Origin of the sequence: Undibacterium sp. 14-3-2 (assembly GCF_016595265.1) — a bacterium.
Classification (GTDB): Bacteria; Pseudomonadota; Gammaproteobacteria; order Burkholderiales; family Burkholderiaceae_D; genus Undibacterium; species Undibacterium aquatile.
The window spans coordinates 28830-50796 of record NZ_JAENGS010000005.1; the positions used below are offsets into that span (position 1 = coordinate 28830).

General features: G+C 51.1%; 18 protein-coding genes. 4 read left to right on the forward strand and 14 right to left on the reverse strand.

Annotation, left to right across the window (positions count from 1 at the left end; all coding sequences use genetic code 11):
* Positions 1-61: 61 nt before the first annotated feature.
* Both Undi14_RS12100 and Undi14_RS12105 read left to right on the forward strand, forming a co-directional pair.
* Positions 62-1612: a DNA polymerase Y family protein gene (locus Undi14_RS12100; RefSeq protein ID WP_234030573.1), complete on the forward strand. Its 1551-nt coding sequence runs from the start codon at positions 62-64 to the stop codon at positions 1610-1612.
* On the forward strand, positions 1612-4815 hold the full coding sequence (locus Undi14_RS12105; protein WP_200180529.1) for an error-prone DNA polymerase: 3204 nt from the start codon (positions 1612-1614) through the stop codon (positions 4813-4815). Before Undi14_RS12100 ends, Undi14_RS12105 begins: the two co-directional genes overlap by 1 nt.
* Positions 4816-4932: 117 nt before the next feature.
* On the opposite strand, the gene Undi14_RS12110 is transcribed toward Undi14_RS12105, so the two are convergent.
* Positions 4933-5874: an L-lactate dehydrogenase gene (locus tag Undi14_RS12110; protein ID WP_200180532.1), complete on the reverse strand. Its 942-nt coding sequence runs from the start codon at positions 5872-5874 to the stop codon at positions 4933-4935.
* 76 nt (positions 5875-5950) lie between these two features.
* Positions 5951-6298 (reverse strand): YkvA family protein, encoded by a 348-nt coding sequence (locus Undi14_RS12115; RefSeq protein ID WP_200180533.1) that lies wholly within the window; start codon positions 6296-6298, stop codon positions 5951-5953.
* A gap of 365 nt (positions 6299-6663) precedes the next feature.
* Here Undi14_RS12115 and Undi14_RS12120 point away from each other — a divergent pair, with 365 nt between their 5' ends.
* Positions 6664-7404 (forward strand): toll/interleukin-1 receptor domain-containing protein, encoded by a 741-nt coding sequence (locus Undi14_RS12120; protein ID WP_200180534.1) that lies wholly within the window; start codon positions 6664-6666, stop codon positions 7402-7404.
* A gap of 128 nt (positions 7405-7532) precedes the next feature.
* Complete coding sequence (locus Undi14_RS12125; protein WP_200180535.1) at positions 7533-7742, forward strand: hypothetical protein; 210 nt, start codon at positions 7533-7535, stop codon at positions 7740-7742.
* A 128-nt stretch (positions 7743-7870) separates the two neighbouring features.
* Here Undi14_RS12125 and Undi14_RS12130 read toward each other — a convergent pair whose 3' ends face one another.
* The 12 genes from Undi14_RS12130 to ispC all read right to left on the reverse strand — a co-directional run bounded on the left by Undi14_RS12130 (position 7871) and on the right by ispC (position 21967).
* Positions 7871-9181 carry a nitrate/sulfonate/bicarbonate ABC transporter ATP-binding protein gene (locus Undi14_RS12130; RefSeq protein WP_200180536.1) on the reverse strand — a complete coding sequence of 437 codons (1311 nt, stop codon included), beginning with the start codon at positions 9179-9181 and terminating at the stop codon, positions 7871-7873.
* Between the two features lie 107 nt (positions 9182-9288).
* On the reverse strand, positions 9289-11022 hold the full coding sequence (locus Undi14_RS12135; protein WP_200180537.1) for an ABC transporter permease subunit: 1734 nt from the start codon (positions 11020-11022) through the stop codon (positions 9289-9291).
* Positions 11023-11466: 444 nt separating this feature from the next.
* Positions 11467-12117, reverse strand: coding sequence for an ankyrin repeat domain-containing protein (locus Undi14_RS12140; protein WP_200180539.1), 651 nt, complete (start codon positions 12115-12117; stop codon positions 11467-11469).
* An 8-nt stretch (positions 12118-12125) separates the two neighbouring features.
* Entirely contained in the window at positions 12126-12905 is a 780-nt protein-coding gene (locus tag Undi14_RS12145) for a TatD family hydrolase (RefSeq protein ID WP_200180541.1), read from the reverse strand.
* Between the two features lie 58 nt (positions 12906-12963).
* A complete protein-coding gene (gene lpxB / locus Undi14_RS12150) occupies positions 12964-14127 on the reverse strand; it encodes a lipid-A-disaccharide synthase (RefSeq protein ID WP_370589947.1) in 1164 nt (387 codons plus the stop codon).
* A gap of 9 nt (positions 14128-14136) precedes the next feature.
* The gene (gene lpxA, locus Undi14_RS12155; RefSeq protein ID WP_200180543.1) at positions 14137-14925 is read right to left on the reverse strand and encodes an acyl-ACP--UDP-N-acetylglucosamine O-acyltransferase; all 789 of its coding nucleotides are present in this window, start codon (positions 14923-14925) and stop codon (positions 14137-14139) included.
* Complete coding sequence (fabZ, locus tag Undi14_RS12160) at positions 14925-15386, reverse strand: 3-hydroxyacyl-ACP dehydratase FabZ (protein WP_186885340.1); 462 nt, start codon at positions 15384-15386, stop codon at positions 14925-14927. Before fabZ ends, lpxA begins: the two co-directional genes overlap by 1 nt.
* The gene (lpxD, locus tag Undi14_RS12165) at positions 15383-16444 is read right to left on the reverse strand and encodes a UDP-3-O-(3-hydroxymyristoyl)glucosamine N-acyltransferase (protein ID WP_200180544.1); all 1062 of its coding nucleotides are present in this window, start codon (positions 16442-16444) and stop codon (positions 15383-15385) included. The genes fabZ and lpxD overlap by 4 nt, the downstream gene beginning before the upstream one ends.
* 3 nt (positions 16445-16447) lie before the next feature.
* Positions 16448-16924, reverse strand: coding sequence for an OmpH family outer membrane protein (locus Undi14_RS12170; protein ID WP_186885618.1), 477 nt, complete (start codon positions 16922-16924; stop codon positions 16448-16450).
* Positions 16925-17002: 78 nt separating this feature from the next.
* Complete coding sequence (bamA, locus tag Undi14_RS12175; RefSeq protein ID WP_200180545.1) at positions 17003-19351, reverse strand: outer membrane protein assembly factor BamA; 2349 nt, start codon at positions 19349-19351, stop codon at positions 17003-17005.
* Between the two features lie 70 nt (positions 19352-19421).
* On the reverse strand, positions 19422-20789 hold the full coding sequence (gene rseP, locus Undi14_RS12180) for an RIP metalloprotease RseP (RefSeq protein ID WP_200180546.1): 1368 nt from the start codon (positions 20787-20789) through the stop codon (positions 19422-19424).
* Positions 20786-21967 carry a 1-deoxy-D-xylulose-5-phosphate reductoisomerase gene (gene ispC, locus Undi14_RS12185; protein WP_200180547.1) on the reverse strand — a complete coding sequence of 394 codons (1182 nt, stop codon included), beginning with the start codon at positions 21965-21967 and terminating at the stop codon, positions 20786-20788. The genes rseP and ispC overlap by 4 nt, the downstream gene beginning before the upstream one ends.

Here is a 21967-nt window from a genome sequence, read left to right on the forward strand (position 1 = left end):
TGCTGAAAAAGGCTGAACTATGACGGCGCACTTTCATCAAGGATATGAACGAAATGTAGAAATGTCGTCAGACAGATCGCGCAAATCCGCAACTGCCAGTATGTCGACTGCGCCAACGCAGCTCTGGCTGGCCGTACATTTCCCTTTGCTTGAGCTGGATGTATTTTTACCATGCTGGCAGCGGCGCAAAGAAGATCACGGCAGCGTCGTCTTGCAACAAAACCGTGTGACAGCGATGACTGAAACAGCGCAACAGGCTGGCGTACGCGCAGGCATGCGGTGTGGCGGCGTTCTCATGTTATTACCAACCGCGAAGCTGTTTCAGCGGGATTTACTCAGACAAAAAAATACCTTAGAGGCTGCCGCCATCGCCTTGTTGCAATATACGCCGCAGGTAGCCATCGCAGAAGATGCCACCATCGTGCTGGATATCGGTGCCAGTTTGCGTCTGTTCGGTGGCTTGCGGGCATTGCGTCAGCATGTACGGCAAACCATGGAAATACTGGGTTTGCATACCACCATTGCCTGCGCCCCGTTTGCCAAAGCCGCCTGCATACTGGCGCGTGATGCGGCCCGTCAGCACCAATCCGGCGCGCAGTGTTTGCATGCGCAGCGTTTGCCCGCCAGACTGCATGCATTGCCAGTCAGTCTGCTGACACATGCCCGTCCCTGTCGGGAATTATTGCAAGGGCTGGCATGTCACTCACTTTTTCATCTACAACAATTGCCACGCGCTGGCGTGCAACGCCGTTTTGGTAAAGTCTTGCTGGATGAACTGGATCAGGTCTATGGTAGACAAAGCAGCTTATTCACCTGGGTAGTTGCTGCGCCTGAATTCCACGCCCGGCTGGAGTTGCCCGACAGACTTGAGCGCAGCGATATGATCCTGACGTATTGCCATAGTTTGCTCAGGCAATTAACCGGCTGGCTCAGCGCGCATCGTCTGGCGGTTAAGCAAATCCGCCTGCAGTTGCAGCATGAGCGCGGTCGTCAGGCGGTAGCACCAAGCATACTGAATGTCACCATGGCAGAGGCTTGCTGGCAAGACGCACATTTGCTGCCCTTGTTGAAAGAAAAGTTAGCGCAACTCAGTCTGCCATCCGCGGTGATTGCGCTGGTGCTGGAAGCGCCGGAAACAGTCGCACTTGATGTGCAAAGCGAATCCTTATTTCCTGAACCGGGAGGAAAGCCGGAAGACCATCAGCGTTTGCTGGCCTTGCTGGTGGCCCGGCTGGGCGAGGATCATGTCTTGCAAGCCGCGCCACTGGCCGATCACCGGCCTGAAATTGCGAATCAATGGATATCGGTCATGCAAAAACGCCCGGCAGGTGCAGATGTGCCTGCTGCCGCCCTGCTCCACAGACCCGCATGGTTATTGCCGCAACCACTGCCGCTGACGTTGCGGCAACATCGCCCGTATTACCGTTCAATACTGACGATAGTTTCACCCGCAGAGCGCATAGAAGCGGGCTGGTGGACTGCACAAACCCAGGCACGCGATTATTTTGTCGCCACCAGCGCAGATCATGTCCGTTACTGGATTTACCGTGAACGTTCCAGCGATCCTGAAAGCAATGCACCGCGCTGGTTTTTACATGGGGTCTTTGGCTGATGCGCAGTGATGATCAAGAGTCCAACACCGCTGCGCCTGCTGGCCATCAATTGCCCGGATACGCAGAATTATTCTGCCTCTCGAATTTCAGTTTTCTGGAAGGGGCGTCGCATGCCGAAGAGCTAGTCAAACGCGCAGTGAATCTCGGCTATCAGGGAATCGCGATAACGGATGAGTGTTCTCTCGCGGGCATCGTACGTGCGCATGAGGAAGCAAAAAAACATGGGCTGCCACTGATGGTCGGCGCTTATTTCAGACTGACTGAAACAGCGGATGGCTTGCCGGGGCCGACGCTGATTATTCTGGCCTGCAACCGCGAAGGCTATGGCAATCTGTCTGAACTCATCACCCTGGCACGCAGCCGCTGCATCAAAGGCAGCTATTTGCTCAATACTACCGACTTCAGCCATCCGCCAGCAGGTTATGAACATCTTGCCGGTATGCCGGATTGTTTGCTGATACTGGTACCAGAATATCCTTTGCGCCCGCCCGTTCTGGCACAACAGGCGGCCTTGTGTGCGCAGGTCTTTCCGCAACGCAGCTGGATGGGGCTGAATCTGCTGCTGCAATTATCTGATGCTTATCAATTACAGCATGTCAGCCATATCGCCGATGAATATGCGTTGCCGGTCGTCGCGATAGGCCATGTCACCATGCATGTACGCTCGCGCAAGCCTTTGCAGGACACGATGACAGCCATACGTCTGGGCAAAGCCGTTGCTGATTGCGGTTATGCACTGGCGCCGAATGCAGAACAACATCTGCGCTCACGGCTGCGGCTGGCCAGTATTTATCCACCGGCTATGCTGGCTGAAACGCTGCACATTGCCAGCTTATGTCATTTCTCACTGGATGAATTGCGCTATGAATATCCGGATGAGCTGGTGCCCGCAGGAATGACGCCAGCGCTGTATCTGCGGCAGGAAGTCATGGCTGGTGCGCATCTGCGTTATCCCAAAGGCATACCGGATCACATCGCTGCAACGATAGAACATGAGCTGCATTTGATTAACGATCTTGCGTACGAGCCTTATTTTCTGACGGTACACGATATCGTCAAATTTGCCCGCAGCCAGGACATTCTTTGCCAAGGGCGAGGTTCTGCGGCGAATTCCGTCGTTTGCTATTGCCTGCACATCACAGAAGTGAATCCCGAAGTTAACACCCTGCTGTTTGAACGCTTCATTTCCAAAGAACGTGGCGAACCGCCAGACATCGACGTCGATTTTGAACATCAGCGGCGTGAAGAGGTGATGCAATATATCTACAACAAATATGGCCGCAATCGTGCTGCGCTGGCGGCCGCGGTGCATACCTACCGCCCGCGCGGTGCGCTGCGCGAAGTTGGCAAGGCGCTCGGCGTTGATCTGGCGATTATTGATGCCGTCGCAAAATCCCACCGCTGGTTCGACAGCAAACAGGATTTACTGCATCGCTTTGAAGAATGTGGTCTCGATACGCAGTCGATGCTGGCGCAACAATGGGCAACACTGGCAACGCGTTTATTAGGGTTTCCGCGCCATCTGTCGCAACACAGCGGCGGTTTCGTGATTGCACGCGGCAAGTTATCGCGGCTGGTGCCGATAGAAAACGCCGCCATGAAAGACCGCCGCGTGATTCAGTGGGATAAAGATGATCTTGAATCGCTGGGTTTGCTGAAAGTGGATGTGCTGGCACTCGGCATGTTATCCGCATTAAAGCGGGCACTCGACATGATGGCGGCTTTCCCCGGCAAGCCACGCACGATGCAGGACATTCCGCGCGAAGACGTCGCCACCTATGACATGATCTGCAAAGCCGATACCGTCGGCGTGTTCCAGATTGAATCACGGGCACAGATGAGCATGTTGCCACGCTTACGTCCGCGCGAATTTTACGATCTGGTGGTGCAGGTTGCCATCGTCCGACCAGGGCCGATACAAGGCGGCATGGTGCACCCGTATCTGCGGCGACGTCAGGGACTCGAAGAGGTAGAAACGTATCATGATCCGGCGATGCAAAAAGCGCTGGGGCGCACGCTCGGCGTTCCTATTTTTCAGGAACAAGTAATGCAGATCGCCATGCTCGCTGCCGACTTTACGGCAGGCGAAGCCGATGGCTTGCGACGCGCGATGGCCGCCTGGAAACGCAAAGGCGGGCTGGAGTCTTACCATGACCGCATCGTCAATGCGATGGTTGGCAATGGTTACAGCGAGACCTTCGCCGAAGGTATATTCGAACAAATGAAAGGCTTTGGCGAATACGGTTTTCCTGAAAGCCATTCCGCCAGTTTTGCCATTCTGGCTTACGTCAGCAGCTGGATTAAACGCCATGAGCCTGCGATTTTTTTATGCTCGCTGCTGAATTCGCAACCGATGGGTTTTTACTCGCCGTCGCAGTTACTGCAAGACGCACGCCGCCACGATGTGCAGGTGCGCGCCGTCGATGTCATGCACAGCAACTGGGATACCTCGCTCGAGCCGGACATGCATTTCAACCGCTACACGCAAACCCCGCAACCGGTGGTGCGTCTGGGTCTGTCCTTGCTGAGTGGTATGTCGGCAGCGGCGGCGCTGCGCATACAGCAAGCGCGTCAGCAACAGGCGTTTACCGATGTCACCGATCTGGCGCGGCGCGCGGAACTGAGCCGCCACGATTTGCAGGTGCTGGCGGCAGGCAACGCCCTCACCTCGCTTGCCGGTCACCGGCGGCAGGCTTTGTGGCAGGCAGTCGGCTCCTTGCCGGATAAAGATTTGCTGCACCCGACCACGCTGCAGGAAAGCGCACCACAGCTACGCGCCCCCTCAGAAGCGCAGGAGATTTTCAGTGATTACCACAGCATGGGGCTGACTTTGCAACGCCATCCGCTCGCCTTGCTGCGCACGCAATTGCTGGCGAAACGTTTTCTGCCAGCCGAGACACTCAACACCTTTCAGCAAGATCAGTTTGCCCGCGCCTGCGGTATCGTCACCGTCAGGCAACGCCCGGGAACCGCCAATGGCGTTTTGTTTTTGACGATAGAAGATGAAACTGGCCCAGTGAACGTGATCATCTGGCCCTCGCTGCTGGAGCAGCAAAGACGCGAGGTGCTGAGCGCGCGCTTATTGGGTGTCTACGGTATATGGCAACGCCAGAATGAAGTCTGCCATCTGGTCGCCAAGCGGCTGGTGGATATGTCGCATCTGCTGGGCGAGCTGGCCGTCAGCAGTCGTGATTTTTGTTGACCTTGCATGTCCAGACCGGAATCTCTCAATCAACATGCGCCTTCGCAAGGCTTTTCGCCCGGCAAGGCGCATGCATATTCAGTCTTAATCACTGTGCTGGCACCATACAACGCAGCCTTAATACTGTATCGATTGCAAATGCGTTTTGATGACGGTCGCGCTTTGTTTCAATGCCGCATGTTCTTCCGCATTCAGTGTCGGCAATATCGTCATTTCTATGCCTTTGCGCCCGATGATGTGTGGCAGCGACAAGGCCACATCCGTTACGCCTTCGACCTCAGCCATCACAGAACTCGCCGTGAACACACTGCGTTCATCAAACAAGATACAACGGCTGAGTGCTGCAATCGCCGCACCGATGCCGTAATAAGTAGAGCCTTTACCCGCGATGATTTTATAGGCGGCACGCCGCACATCCTGATCCACCTGCTGCATGATCTCTGCAGTCAGCGGCTGGCCGCTGGCGATCGCAAATTGCTCCAGCGGCACGCCCGCCACACTCGCACCCGACCAGTTCAACACCTCAGAATCGCCATGTTCACCCAGCACATACGCATGCACCGAACTCGGCGCGACGTCATAGCGCTGGCCCAGCAAGGTGCGGAAGCGCCCGGTATCGAGCATGGTGCCGGTGCCAAGCACACGGGACGCTGGCATCCCTTCCCGCACTGCCAGTTTGGTGGCGATCTGCGTCATGATATCGAGCGGATTGGTCGCAATCAGAATAATCGCATCCTGCGCCGCCCGCACTATTGGCGGAATAATGCCAGCGAAAATTTCTGCGTTTCGCTGCAACAGCGCAAGCCGCGTTTCGCCAGGTTGCTGATTCACCCCCGCCGCCACAATCACCAGCGCACAGCCAGCCAGATCGGCAAACGTGCCGCCATGCACATTCACCGGATGCGAAAACGGCGTGGCATGCAAAATATCCATCACATGCGCCTCTGCCAGCGCAGGGAAATGATCAACCAGCACCAGTTCGCTGCCTATGCCCTGTAACACCAGTGAATAGGCAGCCGTGCTGCCAACGTTGCCGGTACCGACAATGCCAATTTTCATAAATACTTTCGGGAAGAAATGCGTTGAACCAGGAAGGTATGCGGATGAGTTGAAGACGATCTGACTTGCTTCAGGTTCAGGATACCTCTTTACCGAACCAATCCCGCAATTTTTGTTTAGCCTGCGCTTTCACATCCGCTGTGATGTACAGCGACACCATCGCCACCGCTGCCGCCAGCGCACCCAGATCATCGCTGAAACCCGCCAGCGGAATCGCATCGGGAATCGCATCCAGCGGTGAAATGAAATAGGCCAGCGCACCATAAATCACCGTCTTCGCCCACGCAGGTGTTTCCGGACGCTGCGCCGCATAGTACAGATACAGCGCCTTTTCTATCACCTCACGCCCCGCCTTCAGCGCAAAACCTTTGAGCTTTTCCCAGAAGCTGCTGTCCGAATAAGCGGTATTTTCCGGCGTCGTCATCGCGCATCCTTTCTCAAAAAAACATCCCAACACCCATGATTTTACGCCACAGAACGGCAAATAATACTGGGGGGAGTATATTTAATAGCCCAATGAATACGCTGAGAATAAGGCGAAAATGGCACATACTCCCCTGTTTTTATCAAAACGAACGTTTTTCAGCAGCAATTGAGGTGTCCAAACAAGTGCCGCTAGTGAAACTTATCCATCAGGATATTTTGCGCTGGTCATGCGGATTTAAAGGCAATTGAAGAAAATTGTCTTTTTTGACATTCCGAGTTAAGCTTCATTTTTGTCAAAAAAATAGAAGTTAGACCACATTAACTTCCTGCGAAAACGCGCCAATAATTAATTTAAAGAAAACAATGTCGATCCCAAAAGCCTTCATTTCTTACTCACATGACTCTCAAGAACACAAGAAATGGGTTCTCGACCTTGCTACGCGCCTACGAAACAACGGCGTTGATGCAATCCTAGATCAATGGGATCTAAAGCCTGGAGGAGACCTCCCACACTTTATGGAACTGGGCCTGACCACCGCTGATCGCATACTTATGATCTGCACAGATAAGTACGTCGAAAAGGCAAATTTAGGAGCAGGCGGAGTCGGATACGAGAAAATGATTATCACCGCCGATTTGCTGAAGACGATCGATTCTCAAAAGGTCATTCCGTTGATTCGTCAGAACGGGAGCCACGACGTCCCAGCATTCCTTCGCTCGAAACTGTTTTTAGACTTTTCACGTCCGGATCAATTTGAGTTTTCGTTCGATGAGCTAATCCGCACTCTTCACGACGCCCCCCTCTATGAGAAACCAGCTATCGCGAACAATCCGTTCACTCCAGTTTCGGAAACTCCACCAAATCGTACTGGAGATGGCGTACTGATAGTTATGAAGTTGGTTGTTGCTCAGTTTGAGAGCCAAGCCGTGGATTACATCAACTACAGCAAACTAATCGCGCGCGCGCCTATGTCCAGAATCATGTTCGATCTGTATGTCAACGATGCGAAATCAGAGGGGCTGATTACTCAGGACAACGACAAAGACCTTCGTCTTACAAACAAGGGTAAGCATTACGCGATTCAACACAAGCTTCTTAAATAATGAAATAGCATCCTAACTATTACCTCACGTCAAAACGTTGGGCGGCACGGGAAAAGCGTGGTTTATCTTACGGGAAAAATGATGCACACCTATTGGGTTCTTTGCACAAACGCAATGAAAGGCGAAAAATGATTCATTCACAAATTAATGGAGAATTCAACGGCTGGGATGGAGACACTGTAGTGAAGCTAGTTAATGGCCAAGTTTGGCAGCAAAGCGAGTATTGGTACCACTATCACTACGCTTATATGCCGAGGGTCACTATTACAAACGAAGGCGGCTACAAAATGACGGTAGCAGGTATTCCTAGAGCCGTTCGAGTGGAGCGCCTGAAATAATACTCAACAATTCGCGTCAGCCGACCAAGAAAAAACAAAGAAAGCAACATCGTAAGGTGCCTCATGCGCACCGCTTCTGCGGACGTTCTAATTTGCCAGCATCGTACGCTGGCAAATTGCGCGCAGCGTTACAACGCTTTCTGCTCCGTATCTTCCGGCAATGTCAGACGTCCGGTATGGTAGTCATATTCATAGACCTCACCGTAACGACCCCATTCGATGGCGACTTCCAGCACACGTTTGGCTTCGTCAGCTTTGAGGAATTCTTGCAGCAATTCCAGCAGCGGTTGCTCAGGCAGGCTGCCGCTGACTTCGGCTTCCAGATTGCGGCGGATGTGAGCCGCCAGCGGTACGTGGGTCAGCAGTTGCTGGCCGAAAAGTTCCTGTTTGTGGTTCTTTTCGGCATCGTAATATTTTTGTCCCATCGGCGTGAGGATGATGTCGCCTTTGTCGAGGACAGCAAAGCCCAGCAAGCTCAGTGCTTCGTAAGTCGGGAACAATTCTTCGTCGGATAATTCGGATTCTTCGGCCAGTTGCGGTAAATCGGCGCGTCCGTTGAACGGTACATCGGCCAGCATATCGAGCACGCCTTCAATGCGACTGACATTGGTATCGGGCAAGCGATAGCCAAGATGGCGCGCGTTGGAGGTTTCGGCAGTGGCTTCGTGGGTGTGGCGCATCGTCATCAGGCCATAGACTTCATCAATCAGGGCGCGCACTTCGACGGCATCGACATCACGCGGGCGCGGCAGATCGATGTTGACTTCACAGCGGATGGTGCCAGGGTCGCTGGATAAGACGATGATGCGATCGGCCATCATCACGGCTTCTTCGATGTTATGCGAGACGATGAGTATGCCTTTGGTCGAGATTTTTTTATCCTGCCAGAGTTCCAGCATGTCATTGCGCAGGGTCTCGCCGGTCAGCACATCGAGTGCAGAAAAGGCTTCATCCATGAGCAGGATGTCGGGGTTCGTCACCAGCGCGCGGGCAATGCCGACGCGTTGTTTCATGCCGCCAGAGAGTTCGCGTGGCAGCGCACCGCCAAAACCGGCCAGGCCGATGAGTTCCAGCACGGCATCGGCACGGCGTTCGCGCTCGGCCGCAGGCACGCCCTGCGCTTCTAAACCGAGTTCGACGTTTTGCTGCACCGTCAGCCATGGGAATAAGGCGAATGATTGAAACACCATCGCGATACCGGCAACCGGGCCGTAGATGTCTTTGTCACGATAGGCGACTTTGCCTTTGTCGGCGGGAATCAGGCCCGCCATGATGCGCAGCAGTGTCGATTTGCCTGAGCCGGATTTGCCAAGCAAGGCGACGATTTCGCCGTCTTTGAGTTGAAAATCAACTTTATCCAGAATCAGGCGCGATTTGCCGTCGGTGGCTTTGAAGGATTTGGCGACTTGATTCAGGTCGATCAGTAAAGCTTGTGTCATGTGTATTCTCCTGACAGCGGCGCTGGTTTATTGCCGCTGCGTTTCATGGTCGTTATGCATAGGTGCTATATAGCAGTTTATGCAGTATATGAGGCGCGCTATGCAAATCAGCGTATATGGTCTTCGGCCAGCAAATATAATTTGCGCCAGAAAAACCGGTTCAGCAGCATCACAAAAATACACATCACACCGATACCGAGCGCGATGCGATGGAAGTCCCCTGCTTCGGTCATTTGTTTGATGTAACTGCCCAGCCCGTCGGCAATCAGCGTGGTTTTACCCCAGGTGACATATTCCGCAACGATACTGGCATTCCACGAGCCGCCGCTGGCGGTAATCGCACCGGTGATGTAACTCGGGAAAATCGCTGGCAGATAAACGCGCTTCCATTTCAGCCAGCCTTTGAGTCCCAGATTATCTGCCGCCAGACGCAATTCATTCGGTATCGTCGCCGCACCGGCAACAACGTTAAACAGGATGTACCACTGGGTACCGAAAACCATTAATGGGCTGAGCCAGATATTCGGCGTCAGATTGAGTGACACCATCGCCAGCACCACCAGCGGAAACATCAAATTGACCGGAAACGCCGCCAGAAACTGCGCCACCGCCTGCACTTTTTGCGAATACTGCGGGCGCAAACCTATCCAAACCGCAATCGGCACCCAGACCAGTGAGGCCAACGCAATCAACAACATAACGCGGATCAGCGTGATCACACCCAGACCAGCGACGTGCGCCACTTCGCTCCAGCCGACATCACTGTGTATGAACGTCACCAGCCGGTAGATCGCCAGCATGGTGACAACAATCAGCACACCATCAAAAACACGTGACCACAGCGGGCTGATCGTTTTCTTTGCGGCACGGGTTGATGTGCCATCGTAGCTGACGCTGAACCACGACAGCGCATGGCTCATCAAAGACCAGAATTGCTCAGTCCAGGTGCGCACCCAGCGGCTGTTGCGCATCCAGTCCAGCAACCAGGATTGTTGCGCGGTATCGCCTTGCGATTCTTCAAAACGAAACTTGTCTGCCCACGCCAGCAAAGGGCGGAAAAACAATTGGTCGTACAGCAGTATGCCGCTCAGCATGGCAGCGATGGCCCAGGCAATGGCATGGCCGTCTTTGGCTTCGATGGCGACTGCGATATAAGAGCCGATACCGGGTAATTTAATATCCTGTCCGGCGACAGAAATTGCCTCGGCAGCGACCAGAAAAAACCAGCCGCCTGACATCGACATCATCATATTCCACAGCAAGCCAGGCATCGCAAACGGCAACTCCAGCCGCCAGAAACGCTGCCAGCTCGACAGTCTGAAAATGTGTGCGGCTTCTTGTAATTCTGCCGGCACATTGCGCATCGACTGATACAGGCTGAATGCCATATTCCAGGCCTGCGAGGTGAAGATCGCAAAAATCGCCGCGCATTCAACACCGAGTAAATTGCCGGGAAACAGCGCAATGAACGGCGCAATTGCGATCGCCTGAAAACCCAGAATCGGTACCGATTGCAGAATATCGAGTGCCGGAATCATGACTTTTTCAGCGGTGATGTATTTGACTGCAATCGCCGCAAAAATCAGGCTGAATAACAGCGAGAACGCCAGCGCCGTAAACATGCGCAAGATCGTGCGCAGCAGATAGTAAGGCAGATAAAACGGATCAAGCGATACCTGCAAGGCTTCACCGACCGAGAAAGGCCGGCTCATCTGCATTGCTGCAAACGCAAATATGCTTAACAGGGCAAGAATCAGCGGTAGTAAAGCCCAGTCCCAGCGATTCGGGCCGCCGCTATCAACTGCGTCTTCGCGTGAACGGAGTCTGAATAATTCAAACATGCGTACCTCCGGACATCAGGACATACGCAAGAAAAGAGGGTGTCAGATAAGCCTGACAAAATAAGGTGATGCGCAACAAACTACCTCCCCTGTTGCTGACAATCGTGCCAGCAGCATAGACAGATGCATTCTACTCCGCAGCGGTGGCAAGCGAAACCACGCGACCACAACGGAAGACAGAAAAAAACAAATTGGGTAAGTAGGAGTGCAGCGAAATACGGAAGAATACCGCTGAAGAAACTACTACCCGCCAGATGGCAAGGTAGCAGCAGAGTATCTGTGCTTACATTGCCAGGTTAAGCTCGATCGGGGATCGACAACTATAACTGTCCACAGAATTAACTCCAAAATTGAGAAGTCCGAACTTTAACACAGAGCTTCGTGAATAAACAATATGCTGCACCGCAATCAGAACAATACGAAACAAAAATCAGCGATGTAGATTTACTTTTTCTGCGCCGTGAGCGATTGCTGTAAAAGTTCCATCAGATCGCCATGCTGACTTTCTTTAGCAAAATCAAACGCAGTCATACCGAGATCATTTTTCAGCGTGAGATCAGCACCCTCACCTATCAACAGTCTGGCGGCATCAAGTTTGCCAAAACGGGTTGCCATCATCAGTGGCGTCGTTTTATTTGGTGATTCGGTATCGATGTAGGCGTGATGTTCGAGTAATAAGGCGATCGCTTCGACACTGCCATTTGCGGCAGCATAATGCAGCGCCGTCCAGCCCGGCTGATTGACCTCGGCACCACGGGCAATAATTTTTCTGACTGCATCGGCATTCCCCAGAAAACTGGCAACCATCAACGCGGTATCGCCATTCTTTGCACGGGCATTGATCTTCAGATCCGGCACTTGCAGCAACAAATCGACAACGCGCATGGATTTGTTTCTGAGTGCCGTCATGAGCATCGATTCTCCGCGATATTCTTCTACCGAGTTGACATCCATGCCGCGTTGTAAAAATTCCTGAACTGCAGGCGCGTCATTGAATTTCACAGCGAAAACAAAATCCGCATAAGCATCGGCTTTTGCTGCGACCGGCATCAGACAAGCAAGAACAAGCAGTAAAGCAGCAGGCGTTAAGCGCATGGCGAACCTCAATGGGCAAACTGAAATAGCTTGAAGAAATTTTTCGTGGTGGTTTCCTGTACTTCTGTCACAGAAACGCCTTTGAGATCGGCCAGAAATTCACCAACGTGACGCACAAAACCTGGTTCATTCATTTTGCCACGATGCGGCATCGGTGCCAGATAAGGTGAATCGGTTTCTATCAGTATGCGATCCAACGGCAAAGCTTTGGCGACCGCTTGTAAATCTTTGGCGCTTTTGAAGGTCAAAATACCGGAGAAAGAAATATAAAAGCCCATTTCTATCGCCGCCAATGCGACTTCCAGCGATTCGGTAAAACAATGCATCACACCAGCGACGCCGCCGTCTGCCGTTCCCGCACCTTCTTCACGCAGAATGCGTATCGTGTCTTCTGCGGCGGCTCTGGTATGAATAATCAAAGGCTTCCGACTCAGCCTTGACGCACGGATGTGCTGACGAAAACGTTCACGCTGCCATTCAAGGTCACCTTTCAGACGGAAATAATCCAGCCCGGTTTCTCCGATGGCGATGATGCGTGGGTGTTGCGCCAATTCGACCAACTGCTCCGCGCTCGGCTCCGGCGTATCTTCATAATCAGGATGCACGCCAACCGATGCGTAAATATGCGGATATTGCTCAGCCAAGGCCAGCACTTGCGGAAAATCGGGCAAATCTACAGACACGCAGAGTGCATGCGTAACGCCGTTATCTGCCATTTTTTGCATGATTTCCGGCATACGCGTAGCGAGTTCAGGGAAATTGATATGGCAATGGGAATCGACGTACATAATTAACAGTCTAAGGTAAATGCCTGATCAGGCGGTATCGGCAACAGACATACAACTTTTAGCGGCGAGCAATCACATCTAACACCGCTTGCGCCGAGATATTGGCCGTATCCCGCAATAAGCTGTGATGCATCGCTGTGAATCTGTCTTTCAGATTCTTTTGCATATTGTCGTCATTGAGTTGCAGCCAGATCGCATCTGCCATCGCTTCCGGTGTGGCGGCAGATTGCAGAAACTCAGGAACCACAAATTCTTTTTCAAGTATATTCGGCAAACCGACCCAGGGCTGGTAGCCCATGTGTTTGAGTATCTGCCACGATGCTTCCATCATTTTGTAGGCGATCACCATCGGCTTCTTGAACAGCGCAACTTCCAAAGACGCTGTGCCCGAGGCGACCAGTACCGCATCCGCAGCTGCAATCGCCGTATGCGAGCGGCCGTCAATCAGTAAAATCGGCACGCCTTCTAACCGCGCGGCGACCACCAGCTTGATGTAGTAACTACGCTGTTTATTACCTGCCATCGGCACCACGATCTGTAAATTTGGATCGCGCTGTATCAGTATTTTTGCGGCACCGATAAATGCTTCGGTGTTGTATTTGATTTCGGAAATACGGCTACCTGGCAGAATGGCGACGACCTTAAATCGCGGATCCAGACCAAGTTCTTCTCGCGCAGCAGCAGTGTCGATTTCCATAGGAATGACCTGTGCCAGCGGATGTCCCACGTAAGTCACAGGAATGCCTGCATCGCGATAAATCTGTTCTTCAAACGGGAAAATCACCAGCATGTGAGATACCGCTTCGGCAACTTTCTTAATGCGGCCGCCGCGCCATGCCCAGATCGATGGGCCGATGTAATGAATGGTCGGAATGCCTGCCTGCTTTAACTGTATTTCAAGATCCAGATTAAAGTCGGGCGCATCCACACCGATGAAAACATCCGGTTTTTCTGCGAGTAACTGCTGCTTCAGATTTTTACGTATGCCGCTGATTTCACGGTAGTGCATCAGCACTTCAAACAAACCGCGTACCGACAGCTTATCCATAGGCCAGTCATTGACAAAGCCCTGCTCCGCCATACGCGGCCCACCGATTCCATGCATCAGTGAGTCAGGTAAACGCGGGCGCAAACCAGATAATAAGCGGGCAGCCAGCATGTCACCGGAGGTTTCCCCGGCGACCATAGAGATGATAGGACGTGATGACGCTGAGAGTGACACGAATGTTCCTTAGCGCACGATGCCGCGCGTTGACGCGTCAAGGAAATCGCGCATCAGTTTTACCTGCGCCGCCGCGTCTGCACTAAGGCTCAACATTTGCTCATCCAGTGCTGCTTTAGATTCTTCCAGCGTCAGCCCGGATTTGTAAATCAGCTTGTATGATTGCCGGATCGCGTTCAACTGATCGCGACTGAAACCCCGCCGCTTCAGCCCTTCGAGATTCACGCCATGCGCTTGCGCCGGATTGCCGGACAACAAAACAAACGGTGGCACATCTTGCGTCAGGCTGGTATTCATACCGACGAACGCGTGCGCCCCGATCTTGCAGAACTGATGAACTGCAGAAAAACCGCTCATGATGACCCAGTCACCGATTTCAACGTGACCTGCCAGTGCGGCGTTATTCGAAAAAATGGTGTGATTACCGACCGTGCAGTCATGCGCGATATGTACATAGGCAAGAAACCAGTTATCGCTGCCAACTTTGGTAATACCTCTATCCTGCACCGTTCCGCAATTGAATGTGCAGAATTCACGAATCAGATTGCGGTCACCGATCTCAAGATAAGTGACTTCGCCTGCATATTTCTTGTCTTGTGGCGGGCCGCCGATAGACGAAAACGAGTGAAAGTGATTATCTTTGCCGATGGTCGTATGCCCATCGATCACCACATGTGCAGCGATTTTTGTCCCAGCATCAATACTGACATGCGGGCCAATAATAGCGTATGGGCCAACCTCAACCGTGCTGTCAAGGTTTGCCTTGGGATCAACCAGCGCCGTTGGATGGATAGCCATTACTTCTCCGTTGCGTCGTCAGTCGTACGCATGGTGCACATCAGTTCGCCTTCGAGTGCCAGTTGACCATCAACCGTACCTTTGGCTTTATATTTCCAGATGCCGCGTGCCACTTTCAAAATTTCCACTTCCATTTTCAGTTGATCACCTGGTTCAACCGGACGTTTAAAACGGGCACCGTCAATACCGAGGAAATACACAATGGTTTTTTCGTCGGGCTTCTGACCCATCGTCAGAAATGACAGTATCGCTGCCGTTTGTGCGAGGGCTTCTATCATCAGCACGCCAGGCATGACTGGTTTATTCGGGAAGTGACCGTTGAAAAATTCCTCATTCGCCGTCACATTTTTGATCGCAGTAATGCTCTTGCCCAGTTCCCAATCCAATACACGATCGACCAATAACATTGGATAGCGATGCGGCAGATATTCTTTGATTTCGTTAATGTTCAGTGTGTTCATGATGATTTCTCAGTCAATGTTTTAATTGTTTTTTCAAGTTGGCGAATTTTTTCACGCATACCGGAAAGATTGCGGACAATCGCCGCCGTTTTTTCCCAGTCTGCATTCTTTGCCAATGGATAGAAACCAGTATATTGACCTGGCTCCAAAATTGAGCGGGATACCATGCTGCCGGAAGAAATATGGACGTTATCGACAATCGTTAAATGTCCCAGCACCATCGCTGCACCACCAAAGGTACAATGCTTACCAATTTTTGCGCTGCCGGCAACGCCGACACAACCCGCCATCGCAGTATGTTCGCCGATGTGGCAGTTGTGACCGATCTGAATCTGATTATCCAGCTTGACGCCATTTTCTATGATGGTATCAGCCAGCGCGCCGCGATCAATACTGGTGTTGGCACCGATTTCGACGTCATCACCAATCAATACCCGACCGGTTTGTGGAATTTTGATCCAGGCACCACGCTCATTCGCAAAACCAAAACCATCGGCACCTATCACCGCACCGGAATGAATAATCGCGCGTTGACCTATCACGCAATAATCATAAATACTGACATTGGCATGAATTAAGGAACCATCACCGATGGTGACGCCACGGCCGATGCTGGTACCGGCCTCTATCACAACTGCGTCACCAATAATTGCCTCAGCGTCGATACTGACATGCGGGCCGATACTGGCGGTGGGCGAAATAACCGCATGTGGGCTGACCCAGGCACTAGGATGAATGCCGACAGCAGGATGAATTGCGGATAAGGACGCAAAATACTGCGCTGCACGTGCAAAATAGACGTAAGGGTTAGCGGTAATAATGCACGCGCCCTTATATTCTGCTGCGATCTGCGCATGATCTGCTTCAGTCACAATCAAAGCTGCTGCGTGGGTCGCTGCGGCTTGCTGCCTTAATTTGGAATTGGAAAGAAAGGTGATATGAGTATCGCCGGCATCACTCAATGGAGCGATACCGACGACAACGATATCTGGAGAACCAATTAATTGACCACCGAAGCGATCGACCAATTCCCCCAGCCGAGTGCTCGTTGTGGTCATAACTTATTTGGCGAGCGCTTTGAGAACCTTATCGGTTATGTCAACGCGTGGATTATAAAAAACAGCGTCTTGTAAAACGATGTCGTATTTTTCAGTTTCAGCGATTTGTTTGACGACTTTGTAGGCGCGATCAACTAAAGAGGCGATTTCCTCATTCTTACGCTGATTCAGGTCTTCGTTAAAAATACGCTGTTTGCGTTTGAAGTCCTGATCCAGATCGGTCAGCTCACGTTGACGTTTGATTCTTTCGGACTCTGATAACACCGCAGAATCTTTATCCAACCTATCCGCCATAGCCTTAATTTTCGTCGCCAGATCTTGCAGATCTTTACCGCGCTTGGAAAACTCTTGCTCTATCTTAGCTTCTGCCGCCTTAGCCGGTGCAGATTCACGTATCACCCGCTGCGAATCAAAAATGGCGACCCTGGAATCCTGCGCATGAACTTGAGCAACGCCGACGAAGCAAGCCGCACAAATCATCAAGCGTTGGAACAATTTGGACGGGGTAATATGTTGACTCAAAATAATCTCCGTAACACAAACTTATGTAAATCTAAATTAGAAACCTGTACCCATCTGGAACTGGAAGGCTTGTTTCTTATCATCAGGTTTCGCATTTAAAGCACGACCGAAACTCAGTTTCAAAGGACCCACCGGAGATATCCAGCTTATACCGATACCCGCACCGAAGCGCAAATCACTCGTGCGCATTTTTTGACCTTCATCAAATACCTGACCACCGTCGATGAACGTGAACCAACGCAGGGACTTATCCGCACCAGGGAATGGAATCTGTAATTCTACATTACCCAGCACGCGACTGGCACCACCAGTGGAATTGCCGTTGAAATCTTTAGTGCCTAAAGATGAAGGCTCATAACCACGAACCGAACCAATACCGCCAGCATAGAAGTTTTTAAATACCGGATAAGGGTTTCCGCCCAAGCCGTGACCGTAGTCAAATTCACCATTCAGTGCCAGTGTCACAGAGCGATAAATCGGTTTGAAATACTGAGCGTTATAAATGGCGCGATAATATTTAAAATTACCGATCGCAGCAACTTCCAAGTTGGCGCGCTGATAACGTCCGATGGTCGGTGTCAGTACGCTGTCGCGACTATCCCTTTGCCACGCAATCGTCAATGGGAAAGAATTCGTCGTCGCGGTTCCGACGCCATAGTCAAGGGCAGTCTGATCTTTGGTGCCATTACCGTAGTTAGCAACATATTTTTTATACGGGTTCGGACTGGATGCGTCTGTCTCAACCTTTGTTCGCTCAAAGCCCATACCAAAAAATACGGTGTCGACTTCAGAGAATGGAACACCAAAGCGTAAATTGCCGCCAGTAGTCTGAATTTTGTAGTAAGACGTACTGCCGATCAACGGATTCGTTGTTCTCATATACGCATCCACACTACGACTGATACCATCGTCGGTAAAGTATGGATCCAGATGCGAAACAGCTACGGTACGGTATTGTCGGCTGGTATTAATTTCCAAGCCTATCGTGTCACCGCTACCAAAAACGTTAGCCTGTTGAATTGCCCCGGACAATGTCAGTTTTTCTGCGCTGGAATAACCTGCACCGAATGTCAGATTGCCAGTTGGTTTTTCTGTCACAGACAAATTCACATCGACCTGATCGGCACTGGTTGCCACTTCCGGCGTTTCCAATTTGACGTCGCCAAAATAACCCAGGCGTTCAACGCGGTCACGTGAGGCTTTAATTTTCTCGCCGTCGTACCAGGAACTTTCAAACTGACGGAATTCACGGCGAATAACTTCGTCACGTGTCCGCGTATTACCGGCAAGGTTAATGCGACGAACATAGACACGCTTGCCGCCATCAACAAAAACGGTGAAGGCAACTTCTTTCTTTTCCTTGTCCAGAATCGGGTTTGCATTCACATTCGCAAACGCATAACCGAAGTTACCCATACGTTCAGAAATCCGTTTCGTGCTTTCTGTCAGGCGAGCCGCATTATAAATATCACCCTTTTTGAGTAACATCAGCGAAGCGAGTTCGTCTTCACGACCGAACATATCGCCTTCGAGCTTGATATTTGAAACAGTATATTTATCACCTTCGGTCAGATTGATCGTGATGTAAATATCTTTTTTATCGGGAGTAATCGAAATCTGCGTCGAGAGAATCTGCATTTCCAGATAGCCGCGATTCTGATAGAACGAACGTAAGGTTTCAATATCGCCGGATAATTTTTGTTTGGAGTACTGATCGGCTTTGGTGTACCACGAGAACCATGTCGGCGTATTTAATGCCATCAGGTCTCTTAATTCGCCATCTGAAAACGCTTTATTGCCTATGATTTTAATTTGCGCAATCTTGGCAATCTCGCCTTCATCTACCGCGAAAGTTACTTTGACACGATTTCGTTCGATTGGCGTAATCGTGGTCGTAATTTGCATACCATATAAGCCTTTCGACAAATACTGGCGCTTCAATTCTTGCTCGGCACGATCAACGGTTGCTTTATCAAAAATCCGCGTTTCTCCAATGCCGATATCTTTCAATGCTTTTACCAGGGCATCTTTTTCAAATTCTTTTGTGCCTGTGAATTCAACGCCTGCAATGGTTGGGCGCTCATCAAGCAAAACTACCAACACGCCGTCTTGCTCTTCGATTTGAATATCTTTAAAAAAACCGGTCGCATATAAAGATTTGATCGCTGTCGTACTTTTAGCGTCATCAAACACTTCACCGACTTTGACTGGCAAGTAGCTGAATACCGTACCTGCTTCTGTTCTTTGCAAACCTTCAACGCGAATATCTTTTACTGTGAAAGGTTGTATCGCTAATGCGCTGCCTGAACATACAGTGAGCGCGGCTAAAGCCATAGAATGAAGACGAAATTTTGGCAAAGTGAAATGCTCGATATGTAATTTCATTGGGTATAAAGTTCTTTCAATACTCTCAATATGGCGATCAGAATTGAGTTTTTTATCATCAAGCTGACTATTATGACATTAGTCGGGCTATATCATTAAAAAATGCGACTGCCATGATTGCCATCAGCAATGCTACTCCGGCACGTTGTGCAATTTCAGTAAAGCGTTCAGACACTGGCTTGCCCGTCAAAACTTCCAGCGAATAATACAACAAATGACCGCCATCCAACACAGGAATAGGCAGCAAATTCATGACCCCAAGGCTGATACTGATAAGCGCCATAAAGCTGAGATAGCTGATCAGTCCAACTCTTGATGTCTGCCCTGCATAATCAGCAATAGTCAACGGACCGGTAATGTTTTTCAAAGAAACCTCACCGACCACCATTTTCCATAGCATTTTTATGCTGACGATGCTGGTGTCCCAGGTTTTCTGCGCACTCTTTCCTATCGATGCAATCAGGTTGGTCTGTACGATCGTCATCTCTGGCGCGAGCATCATCTGAATTTTCAAACGCCCGATTTTTGTTCCGTTAACTTCGTCTGCAACCGGCGTTGCCACCACATCAGTCTCATTACCGTTACGCTTGACATGCAGAGTCAAACGCTGCCCGGCTGCGGCATTGACCTTTTCTGTAAACGCCAGGCCATCAAGCACCTGATCACCGTTGATGCGCAATATCAGGTCACCCTTTTTTAGCCCGGCGAGACTAGCCGGACCATCCGGCAGGATTTCGCCCAATACAGCAGGCGGACGCGCGAGTGAAAATCCGAGTTGCGACATAAAATCACCCTCCAGATCCTGACTACCAAGCTGCTTGAGCGGTAATTCGATGACACGTCTGATTTGCTGATTCGTTCGATCATCTGAAGTGCGAATAACAGAAATTTCTGCATTATTTTTTTCCAGTGCACGCTGCATTAATTCCCAGTGCACTTCGCTCCAACTCTGAATCGCCTTGCCATTGATGCCGGATATCACATCACCGTGACGCAAACCAGATGCATATGCAATTGAAGTGTCAGAAGGAACGCGGATTTTTGCGACCGGCTCAGGTATTCCGTAAACAAACAACGCCGAATACAACATGATCGCCAGAATAAAATTCGCCACAGGGCCGGCAGCAACAATGACGATACGCTTCCAGACGGATTGACGGCAAAATTCCCGTGGCAAGTCTGCAGGAGGAATTTCCGCCACATCCTGCTCGCGAGCATCCAGCATCTTTACGTATCCGCCCAACGGGAGCAGCGATATCGCCCACTCGGTCTGATCTTTACCAAGCTTACGGGAGAAAATCACGCGTCCCATACCAACAGAGAAACGTAATACTTTGACGCCACACAAACGCGCAGCTATGTAGTGTCCCAGCTCATGTATCGTCACCAGTGTGCCGAGTGTGACGATAAATGCGAGAATAGTCTGAATCAACTTCATTGCATCACAATCGTATGGGCAACCGCACGCGCTTCTGCATCAACCGCCAAAATGCCATCAAGATCAGTCACTGGAGTGACAGCGATTTTATCCATGCATAGTGCAATCAGTTGATCTATCGCGCGGAAACCGATTTTTCCGTCTAAAAATGCTTGGACAGCAATCTCGTTACTTGCGTTCAATATCGTTGGTGCAGAGCCACCTGTTTTCAGTGCCTGATACGCGAGCGACAAACAGGGGAAACGAGCGAAATCCGGCGCCTCGAAATTGAGCTTGGAGACTTTTACAAGATCTAACGGCGATACGCCAGAGGCAATGCGTTCAGGATATGCAAGTCCGTAGGCAATAGGAGTACGCATATCCGGGTTTCCCAGTTGAGCCAGCACAGAGCCGTCGTTATAAGAGACCATGGAATGAATAACGCTTTGTGGATGAATCACGACTTCGATCATATCGGCAGGTGCCGAAAACAGCCAGTGCGCTTCAATGACTTCCAGCCCTTTGTTCATCATGGTAGCTGAATCGATAGAGATTTTTCGCCCCATCACCCAGTTCGGATGCGCAATTGCCTGCTCTGGCGTGACATCCGTCAGCGTTGCAATATCGCGATGCAAAAACGGCCCGCCTGATGCTGTTAACAGAATTTTGCTGACGCCGTGCTGTTCAGCCTGACCATCATAATGCCGCGGTAAGCACTGAAATATCGCATTGTGCTCGCTATCAATCGGCAATAGCGACGCTCCGCTTTTCCTGATCGCATCCATAAACAGGTTGCCGGACATTACCAGCGCCTCTTTATTTGCGAGCATGACTTTTTTACCTGCACGTGCCGCAGCCAGCGAAGCCGGCAAACCAGCCGCACCGACAATCGCCGCCATCACACTGTCGCACTCCGGAGACGAGGCCACCTCACACAAAGCTTCAGGCCCGTATTGAATTTGTATCTGACCTAATTTTTTTTCTGCAAGCAAATGCCGTAACGCATCTGCTGCGCTGGCAGAACCGACAACAACAACTTGCGGCTGAAATTGCACACACTGGACTGCGAGTTTTTCTATCTGCGTGTGCGCCGTCAATGCAAATACCTGATAGCGATCCGGGTGCCTGGCAATCACATCCAGAGTGGAAACGCCGATAGATCCCGTGGATCCTAAAATACAAACACGCTGTGAACTCAT

Bases quoted from the DNA above. Each gene is read 5' to 3' on its own strand.
- Undi14_RS12100 (WP_234030573.1), top strand. From the start codon at position 62: ATGTCGTCAGACAGATCGCGCAAATCCGCAACTGCCAGTATGTCGACT.
- Undi14_RS12105 (WP_200180529.1), top strand. From the start codon at position 1,612: ATGCGCAGTGATGATCAAGAGTCCAACACCGCTGCGCCTGCTGGCCAT.
- Undi14_RS12110 (WP_200180532.1), bottom strand. From the start codon at position 5,874: ATGAAAATTGGCATTGTCGGTACCGGCAACGTTGGCAGCACGGCTGCC.
- Undi14_RS12115 (WP_200180533.1), bottom strand. From the start codon at position 6,298: ATGACGACGCCGGAAAATACCGCTTATTCGGACAGCAGCTTCTGGGAA.
- Undi14_RS12120 (WP_200180534.1), top strand. From the start codon at position 6,664: ATGTCGATCCCAAAAGCCTTCATTTCTTACTCACATGACTCTCAAGAA.
- Undi14_RS12125 (WP_200180535.1), top strand. From the start codon at position 7,533: ATGATTCATTCACAAATTAATGGAGAATTCAACGGCTGGGATGGAGAC.
- Undi14_RS12130 (WP_200180536.1), bottom strand. From the start codon at position 9,181: ATGACACAAGCTTTACTGATCGACCTGAATCAAGTCGCCAAATCCTTC.
- Undi14_RS12135 (WP_200180537.1), bottom strand. From the start codon at position 11,022: ATGTTTGAATTATTCAGACTCCGTTCACGCGAAGACGCAGTTGATAGC.
- Undi14_RS12140 (WP_200180539.1), bottom strand. From the start codon at position 12,117: ATGCGCTTAACGCCTGCTGCTTTACTGCTTGTTCTTGCTTGTCTGATG.
- Undi14_RS12145 (WP_200180541.1), bottom strand. From the start codon at position 12,905: ATGTACGTCGATTCCCATTGCCATATCAATTTCCCTGAACTCGCTACG.
- lpxA (WP_200180543.1), bottom strand. From the start codon at position 14,925: ATGGCTATCCATCCAACGGCGCTGGTTGATCCCAAGGCAAACCTTGAC.
- fabZ (WP_186885340.1), bottom strand. From the start codon at position 15,386: ATGAACACACTGAACATTAACGAAATCAAAGAATATCTGCCGCATCGC.
- lpxD (WP_200180544.1), bottom strand. From the start codon at position 16,444: ATGACCACAACGAGCACTCGGCTGGGGGAATTGGTCGATCGCTTCGGT.
- Undi14_RS12170 (WP_186885618.1), bottom strand. From the start codon at position 16,924: ATGATTTGTGCGGCTTGCTTCGTCGGCGTTGCTCAAGTTCATGCGCAG.
- bamA (WP_200180545.1), bottom strand. From the start codon at position 19,351: ATGAAATTACATATCGAGCATTTCACTTTGCCAAAATTTCGTCTTCAT.
- rseP (WP_200180546.1), bottom strand. From the start codon at position 20,789: ATGAAGTTGATTCAGACTATTCTCGCATTTATCGTCACACTCGGCACA.
- ispC (WP_200180547.1), bottom strand. From the start codon at position 21,967: ATGAGTTCACAGCGTGTTTGTATTTTAGGATCCACGGGATCTATCGGC.